The following is an 8,572-nucleotide window of genomic DNA, read 5'->3' as shown; positions in this document are numbered from 1 at the left end:
CGAGGGGCTAGGCGCTGGAGTTAGACATAGGAGGTTTGAGTAGTGGTTATTGAACAAATTAAAATGCCTCAGCTTGGGGAGAGTGTTACTGAAGGTACGATCAGTAAATGGTTAGTATCTGTTGGTGATAAAGTAAATAAATACGATCCCCTTGCAGAGGTTATGACAGATAAAGTAAATGCAGAAGTCCCATCCTCCTTTACAGGTGTGATTAAAGAACTAATTGCTAACGAAGAAGATACCCTAGCGGTTGGAGAAATCATTTGTACAATTGAAGTTGAGGGTGGCGAAAGTCCACAGGCTAAAACAGAAGCGGTAGCTCCAGCATCATCCAGCAGTGCGGAAACTACAGCTCCAGTTGACCAAGGAAATAAAGCGCGTTATTCTCCAGCAGTTTTGAAAATATCTCAAGAACATGGGATTGACCTAACCCAGGTGTCAGGCACCGGTGCAGGTGGAAGAATTACAAGAAAAGATTTACTGAAATTGATTGAATCTGGAAATATCCCTGTTGCTGGCCAAAGGATGGAAGCTGTAAAAGTAGAAGCAGTTGTTCAGCCTGAACCTCAAAAGCAAGAGGTAGCACAACCTGTATCTACATCCACACCAAAGCCATCATCTGCACAACCGGTTCATATTCCAGTGGAAGCTGGTGACATAGAAATCCCGGTTACTGGCATTCGAAAAGCTATTGCCGCCAATATGCTTCGCAGCAAGCATGAAGCGCCACATGCTTGGACTATGATGGAAGTGGATGCAACCAATTTGGTTGACTATCGTAATTCTCTTAAAGATGAGTTTAAGAAAAAAGAAGGCTTTAATCTAACATTCTTTGCTTTCTTTGTAAAAGCGGTAGCCCAAGCATTAAAAGAGTTCCCACAAATTAATTCTATGTGGGCTGGAGAAAAAATCATTCAGAAGAAAGACATTAATATTTCGATTGCCGTTGCAACAGATGATGCCTTATTCGTACCTGTAATTAAAAATGCAGATGAAAAAACGATTAAAGGAATTGCCCGTGAAATTTCGGAGCTTGCAGTGAAGGTAAGAACCGGAAAATTACGATCTGAAGATATGCAGGGTGGAACATTCACAGTGAACAACACTGGATCATTTGGATCTGTTCAATCCATGGGAATTATCAATTATCCGCAAGCTGCCATTCTACAAGTGGAGTCCATTGTGAAGCGCCCTGTTGTAATGAATAATGGAATGATTGCAGTTCGTGACATGGTTAACTTATGTATGTCGCTTGACCACAGAGTGTTAGATGGACTTGTTTGCGGTCGTTTCTTACAACGTGTGAAGGAAATTATAGAAAATACATCAAAATCAACAACTTCCATTTACTAATAACAATAACCGTTGCCAAATTGAAGGCGACGGTTATTTGTTTTGTTGCCTGAATTCTGTTTGTACCATAAAATAGTATTTAGTAGAATTAATTGAATTTTATTTCAATTATGTATTTGGAAGGGGGATGAGGAGTTTGGATAAAATAAAGAATCAGTCTTTTCCATTTATGTCAACACAAGAATGGAAAGAAAAAGCAGAAAAATCGTTAAAAGGAAGAACCGTTGAATCCTTACAAACGGCTACATATGAAGAAATTATTTTGAAACCGCTTTATTCTCAGGGAGATGAGCAGGCAGTTCCAGATTATCCGGGTGGCTCAGATTTTAGAAGAGGGATTCACCCGCTTGGATATTTGACTAATGAATGGAAGGTAGCACAGCGTTTATCCTATCAAACAATGGATGAATTGAAAGAAAAGCTCAAGCAAAACTTTGATAAAGGGCAATCTGCCATTTCTTTTGAAGTATCAAAGTCTTTGTTTGAAGAGGATGATACGCTAGAAACTATTCTTGGAGAATCCTATCGTCAATACCCCTTCTCCATTAACGCCATGGGTCTCCACTCTACATTACTCGCAGCTCTAGAAACAATTGGAGAGAAAAAAGGAACCAGCGACACGATTTGTGGTTATATAGGTTCGGATCCAGTCGCTCTTTTTGCTGAAGAAGGCAGAATTTCAGAAGAGTTTCTCAATGATTGGATGATGACAATTGTCCGATCTAGCGTGAAATTACCTAATCTAAGAACTATTTTAATCAATACATCGCCATATCATAATGGTGGAGCAAATGCTGTTCAAGAGCTCGGGGTTGCATTGGCTGAAGGAATCTATTATATTGAAAAGCTTCAGGAAGCTGGAATGGAACTGGAAGATATTTTCCCGAAAATGATCTTTCAATTCTCTATTGGCGGTCACTTCTATATGGAAATGGCCAAACTTCGAGCAGCAAGAATTTTATGGAATCGTGTGGCTGAAGTTTATGGAACGAATGTGAAAAATCGTGGGATGCATATCTCTGCAGAAACTTCTAGATTCACTAAAACTGTACAGGACCCGCATGTAAACCTCCTTCGTGCAGGTAATGAGGCTTTTGCAGCAGTTATTGGGGGCATACAGTATTTACATGTGGATCCTTTCAATAATCTTTCGGGTTCCACTCGTGCTTCTGAAAGAATTGCAAGGAACACACAACTCCTTCTAAAAGAAGAAGCCCAGTTAAAACAAGTGATTGATCCTGCTGGTGGTTCTTGGTATGTCGAACAATTAACCAATGAACTTGCCGAGAAATCTTGGGGATTTTTTCAACAAATTGAAGCCCATGGAGGCATCGTTGAGGGATTAAAATCAAACTGGCTGCAGAAGGAAATTGCCGCAGTATATGATAAAAGAAATAAGGATTGTCAGACAAGGAAGCAAAGTATGATTGGTACGAATGTTTATGCCAATCTAGATGAAAGCGTACCAAATCTCAAGTCGGAAAATAAAGATTCATATGTTCAAGAAAAGGGAAATTCGTTATTAAAGATCTGTGCTATTCCTCAACGAAGACTTTCAGAGCCATTTGAAGAATTGCGAAACAAGGCAAGGAACTATGAAGAAGCAGCAGGCTATAAGCCATCTGTAGGCATGATTTGTCTTGGCGAGTTAAAAGAGTATAAGGCAAGGCTGGATTTTATGAAGGGTTTTCTAGCTGCCGGTGGAGTGAAGGCTGTTGAAAGTGATCCAATTGTTTCTTTGGAGAATACTAGATCATTTGTTTCTTCTCTTCCTGGTACGAAATGTTTTTGCATCTGTGGTACAAATGAACAGTATGAAACAACAGGGCATGAGGTTTTAACTAGCCTAAGAACGGAATTCCCTGATCGAGTTTTTTTTCTTGCTGGGCTTCCCGAAAAAGACAAGCAGTCCCAGTGGACGGCTGAAGGAATTAAGCAGTTTATTCATTTGAAAAGCAATTGTTATGAAACTCTCGATGCCATTTTTAAAGAGTTGGAGGTGAGCACGGTTGAAGAAACAAAAGCCTGATTTTCAAAACATATCTTTATTCAGCAACCAAACATTCATGACTAGGGAAGAATGGCAGAAGAGCGCTCAGAAAGAAATTGATGTCGCCATTGATGATTTGTTTTTTGAGACAAATGAACAAATTAGTTTAAAGCCTCTTTATACAAAAGAAGATCGTAAAGACCTTGAACAAATGGGCCACCTGCCTGGGCTCCCTCCTTACACAAGGGGGCCCTATCCAACGATGTATGTTAATCGACCATGGACAGTCAGACAGTATGCGGGATTTTCTACTGCAGAGGAAAGTAATGCTTTTTACCGTCGTAATTTAGCAATGGGTCAAAAGGGACTTTCTGTTGCATTTGATCTAGCTACCCACCGTGGTTATGATTCAGATCATCCACGCGTGGTCGGCGATGTAGGGAAAGCTGGGGTAGCAATTGATTCTATTCTGGATATGAAGACACTTTTTGAGGGGATACCTCTAGACCAAATGTCGGTTTCCATGACCATGAACGGGGCTGTCTTGCCTATTCTCGCTTTTTTCATTGTCACTGCCGAAGAACAAGGAGTAAGTCAGGAGAAGCTCGCTGGAACCATTCAAAATGACATTTTAAAAGAATATATGGTTCGAAATACATATATTTATCCGCCAGAAATGTCAATGAAGATTATAGCCGATATTTTTGAATATACATCAAAATACATGCCAAAGTTTAATAGTATAAGTATTTCAGGTTACCATATGCAAGAAGCAGGAGCACCAGCAGATTTAGAGTTAGCTTATACGCTGGCAGATGGTTTGGAATATGTACGAACCGGTCTTAAATCAGGTATTGAAATTGATTCATTTGCTCCAAGGTTGTCCTTTTTCTGGGCCATTGGGATGAATTATTTCATGGAAGTGGCCAAAATGCGGGCAGCGAGATTAATTTGGGCGAAAATGATGAAATCATTCAATCCTAAAAATGAAAAATCCTTAGCATTAAGGACACATTCGCAAACATCTGGTTGGAGCTTAACTGAGCAAGATCCATTTAATAATGTTACCCGTACACTAATTGAAGCCCATGCGGCTGCTATGGGTCATACCCAATCACTGCATACAAACGCGTTGGACGAAGCGATTGCATTACCAACTGATTTTTCTGCACGAATCGCCCGTAACACCCAATTGTTCTTACAGGAAGAAACAGGAATCACACAGGTGATCGATCCGTGGGCAGGCTCCTACTATGTTGAAAAGCTCACCGATGAATTAGTTAAACGGGCTTGGATACATATTGAAGAGATAGAACAACTTGGCGGGATGGCCAAAGCGATAGAAACAGGCTTGCCGAAGATGCGAATTGAAGAAGCGGCAGCCAGAAGACAGGCTCAAATTGATTCAGGTAAGGAAACGATTATAGGTGTCAATCGTTACCGTCTTGAAAAGGAAGAAGCAATTGATATTTTAGATATTGATAATACGGCTGTTCGCCTAAAACAAATTGAAAAATTACAGGGATTAAAAGCAAGCCGTGATGACCTTAAAGTGAAGGCAGCCTTAGACGAGTTAACAATCGCAGCGGAAACAGGTGAACAAAACCTATTAGAGCTGGCAGTAAAAGCAGCAAGAGTGAGAGCAACCTTGGGAGAAATCTCTGATGCAATTGAAAAGGTTGCGAGCAGACATAAAGCGGTAATTCGCTCAATTAGCGGAGTGTATAGTACTGCCTTTAGCAATGAGGAAGAGATTGTAGAAGTTCAAAAAATGACAGATGAATTCCTTGAAAATGAAGGAAGACGGCCAAGAATACTGATTGCAAAAATGGGTCAAGATGGACATGATCGTGGTGCCAAAGTAATTGCTACCGCCTTCGCTGACCTTGGTTTTGATGTAGATATTAGTCCTTTATTCCAAACACCAGAAGAAACAGCCATGCAGGCAGTAGAAAACGATGTTCATGTGGTTGGAATGAGTTCACTTGCTGCAGGGCATAGAACGTTACTTCCTCAATTAGTAGAGGAGTTAAGAAAATTAGGAAGAGAAGATATTTTGGTGGTAATTGGCGGAGTCATTCCGGCTCAGGATTACCAATTTCTATATGATCATGGTGCTTCAGCAATTTTTGGTCCAGGTACCATTATTCCGGTGGCTGCTCAAAAAGTCATAAAGGAGATTTATGCACAACTCGGTTATGAGGAAGTGTCACAATAATGACCTCTGATAAAAAACCGGAATGGAGCGATCCAAACGAACCTGATAAATGCTCAAGTATTGTAAGAAAAGGTCAAGAGCAGGAAGGACAAACAGCATCCATTCAAAAAAATATCCGCTTTCAGAAACGCAAAATCTCAGAACTCTCAACGGATGAACTTTATGAGGGTGTAGTAAAGGGCGACAGGAGTCTATTAGCTAGAGCTATCACACTTGTCGAAAGTAATTCTGAACAACATTTTCAAAAAGCCCAGGAGCTTCTGCAAAAACTTCTGCCCAAAAGTGGAAAGTCTATCAGGATCGGAATCACAGGGGTCCCAGGGGCGGGAAAAAGCACATTTATTGAGGCCTTCGGCACGTACCTTTGTAATTTGGGACATCGTGTTGCCGTTTTAGCCATTGATCCAAGCTCAAAGTTAAGTGGTGGAAGCATCCTTGGTGATAAAACGAGGATGGAACACCTATCAAAAAACCCGAAGGCCTTTATCCGACCTTCACCCACAGCAGGGAAGCTTGGCGGTGTTCATCGAAAAACGAGAGAAGCCATGTTGCTTTGTGAGGCTGCCGGATTTGATGTGATCTTAATTGAAACCGTTGGTGTTGGCCAAAGTGAGGTCATCATTAGAGATATGGTAGATTTTTTCATGCTGCTCGTTCTGACGGGTGCTGGAGATGAACTTCAAGGGATGAAGAAGGGAATTATGGAGCTTGCGGATGCCGTCATTGTCCATAAAGCAGATGGGGACAATAAACGAAGAGCAGAACAGACCAAACATGAATATAATCGGATTCTTCACTTTCTACAGCCAGCTACTAAAGGTTGGGCAACAAAAGCTTATACTTGTTCATCGGTAAACGGGGAAGGTATTGATGAGATTTGGGGCGTGATTCAAAAATTCGAAGAAACTGGAAAAGATACAGGAGTATTTACAGAACGAAGAAAGGGACAGCAAAGAGATTGGATCTATTCATTGATTTCTGACCAGCTTCATTATAGCTTCTTTCACCATCCAGTTGTAAAACAAAAGCTCCCACAATTAGAGAATGAAGTTATGGCTGGAACAAAGACAGCAGCTTCCGCTGTGGGAACCTTGTTTGATGTTTTCTTATCAGGTAAAGAATATAACTGAATCACTTATTGCAGTTCATTTGGAAAAAACATATTTTAACTGTTATGATGTAGTTATGTACTAACAAGAAGGAGTGATATTAAATGAGTATGAATTTCAACTTTTTTATGAATGATGTTGTTAACCAGGCACGTCAAGAAATCGTGTCAGCTGGATATAAGGAATTAAAAACCCCTGCTGAAGTAGAAGAAGCATTTGCACAAAAGGGCACGACTTTAGTGATGATTAATTCTGTTTGTGGTTGTGCGGGTGGGGTTGCTCGTCCAGCTGCTGCCCATGCCCTTCATTACGATAAACGTCCGGATCATTTAGTTACAGTGTTTGCCGGGCAAGATAAGGAAGCAACTGAGACGGCGAGAAGCTATTTCACTGGCTATCCTCCATCCTCACCATCTTTTGCCCTATTAAAGGATGGCAAAATTATTACAATGGTCGAGAGACACCAAATTGAGGGCTTTGACCCAACTTCTGTCATGGCAAAGCTTCAAAATGAATTTGAAAAGCATTGCGAAGAACTATAAGATATACATTCGTTAAAAGGCCAAATCATTATGATTTGGCTTTTTTTATTGTCGAAACACAGGTTTTCGTGTATATTTATTAATTAAATCGTAACTTTAATCATATTAAGAGGAGATTTGACCATGAAGGAATTATTAAAAAACTATGTAGAAACTATTCAAAGCAAGTTATGGGTTATAAGTGACAAGCTATATCATCACCCAGAACTGGGTGATCAAGAATATGAATCAATGAAACTCTTAGTAGAGTTTTTGGAGGGGAACCATTTTACTGTTGAAAAAGGAATTGTAGACCGACCTACAGCCTTTAAAGCTGTTTATGATAGTAAGAAGGAGGGACCAACGATCGCCTATCTTTCTGAATATGATGCATTGCCGGAGATTGGGCATGGCTGTGGTCATAATTTAATTGGCACGATGAGTGTAGGAGCAGGGGTTCTATTAAGTAAAGTAATAGATGAAATTGGAGGCCGTGTGGTTGTTTTAGGTACACCAGCAGAAGAAACGAATGGAGCAAAGGTTCCGATGGCCGAACAAGGAATTTTTGATGACATTGATGCTGCGATGATTTTGCACCCTGCAGATGAATCTTATGAGAGCGGGGACTCTTTAGCTATGGATGCCATCCAATTTGACTTCCGTGGCAGAACAAGTCATGCTGCTGCATCTCCGGAAAAGGGGATCAATGCACTGGACGCGGTTATTCAATTATTTAATGGAATCAATGCCCTTCGTCAACATGTAACATCAGACGTAAGAATACATGGGATTATTAAAGAGGGTGGGGTTGCGGCCAATATTGTCCCAGATAAAGCAGTTGCTCAATTCTATGTTCGTGCAAAGGACCGTACCTATTTAAACGAAGTTGTACAGAAGGTAATCAGTATTGCTAAAGGTGCATCTTTGATGACTGGTGCAGAAGTGCATATTGAAAATTATGAATTGAGCTATGACAATATGGTCACGAATCATACTTTGTCCCAGCTTTTTTCAAATAATCTTTTATCAACTGGCGTTAAAAAGATTGAAAAAGCGAAGGATTCTTACGGTTCAATTGACATGGGAAATGTGAGTCATGTGGTTCCTGCTATTCATCCTTATATTGGTCTTGATTCACCTGGGTTAATTGCTCATACAAGAGAATTTGCAGATTTAACCGTAACAGACAACTCTCATCAGATTCTGGCAAGAGGCGCACTGGCCCTTGCTATGACGGGCTATGATTTAATCACCAATAAAGAGGAATTTGAAAAAATGAAAAATGAATTCCGTCAAATTGTATTAAGATAAGTCTGACAAAAAAGTACCTCTGTTTGTTTAGAGGTACTTTTTGTTTTTGACTGTGTTAAAGAACAGTGTT

At 40.3% G+C, this 8,572-nt stretch carries 6 protein-coding genes; all 6 read left to right on the top strand.

The genetic code is table 11. From position 1 onward, the window contains the following. Positions 1–42: 42 nt before the first annotated feature. The 6 genes from ABES03_RS13715 to ABES03_RS13690 all read left to right on the top strand — a co-directional run bounded on the left by ABES03_RS13715 (position 43) and on the right by ABES03_RS13690 (position 8,502). A complete protein-coding gene (locus tag ABES03_RS13715) occupies positions 43–1,353 on the top strand; it encodes a dihydrolipoamide acetyltransferase family protein (protein WP_430117822.1) in 1,311 nt (436 codons plus the stop codon). 127 nt (positions 1,354–1,480) lie between these two features. Beyond that, positions 1,481–3,382 carry a methylmalonyl-CoA mutase subunit beta gene (locus ABES03_RS13710; RefSeq protein WP_430117821.1) on the top strand — a complete coding sequence of 634 codons (1,902 nt, stop codon included), beginning with the start codon at positions 1,481–1,483 and terminating at the stop codon, positions 3,380–3,382. After that, positions 3,363–5,561, top strand: a complete 2,199-nt coding sequence (gene scpA / locus ABES03_RS13705; protein WP_430117820.1) for a methylmalonyl-CoA mutase — start codon at positions 3,363–3,365, stop codon at positions 5,559–5,561. The genes ABES03_RS13710 and scpA overlap by 20 nt, the downstream gene beginning before the upstream one ends. Then, positions 5,561–6,691: a methylmalonyl Co-A mutase-associated GTPase MeaB gene (gene meaB / locus ABES03_RS13700; protein WP_430117819.1), complete on the top strand. Its 1,131-nt coding sequence runs from the start codon at positions 5,561–5,563 to the stop codon at positions 6,689–6,691. Before scpA ends, meaB begins: the two co-directional genes overlap by 1 nt. Before the next feature lie 83 nt (positions 6,692–6,774). Beyond that, positions 6,775–7,212, top strand: a complete 438-nt coding sequence (locus tag ABES03_RS13695) for a BrxA/BrxB family bacilliredoxin (RefSeq protein ID WP_430117818.1) — start codon at positions 6,775–6,777, stop codon at positions 7,210–7,212. A gap of 123 nt (positions 7,213–7,335) precedes the next feature. Next, positions 7,336–8,502 (top strand): M20 family metallopeptidase, encoded by a 1,167-nt coding sequence (locus ABES03_RS13690; protein WP_430117817.1) that lies wholly within the window; start codon positions 7,336–7,338, stop codon positions 8,500–8,502. Positions 8,503–8,572: the final 70 nt, after the last annotated feature.

Source organism: Neobacillus rhizosphaerae, assembly GCF_050477885.1.
GTDB classification, from domain to species: domain Bacteria; phylum Bacillota; class Bacilli; order Bacillales; family Cytobacillaceae; genus Neobacillus; species Neobacillus rhizosphaerae_A.
This window is presented reverse-complemented; position numbering and strand designations above follow the sequence as displayed.

Coding starts and splice junctions, on each gene's coding strand:
- meaB (WP_430117819.1), top strand. CDS start 5,561: ATGACCTCTGATAAAAAACCGGAATGGAGCGATCCAAACGAACCTGAT.
- ABES03_RS13695 (WP_430117818.1), top strand. CDS start 6,775: ATGAGTATGAATTTCAACTTTTTTATGAATGATGTTGTTAACCAGGCA.
- ABES03_RS13710 (WP_430117821.1), top strand. CDS start 1,481: ATGAGGAGTTTGGATAAAATAAAGAATCAGTCTTTTCCATTTATGTCA.
- ABES03_RS13690 (WP_430117817.1), top strand. CDS start 7,336: ATGAAGGAATTATTAAAAAACTATGTAGAAACTATTCAAAGCAAGTTA.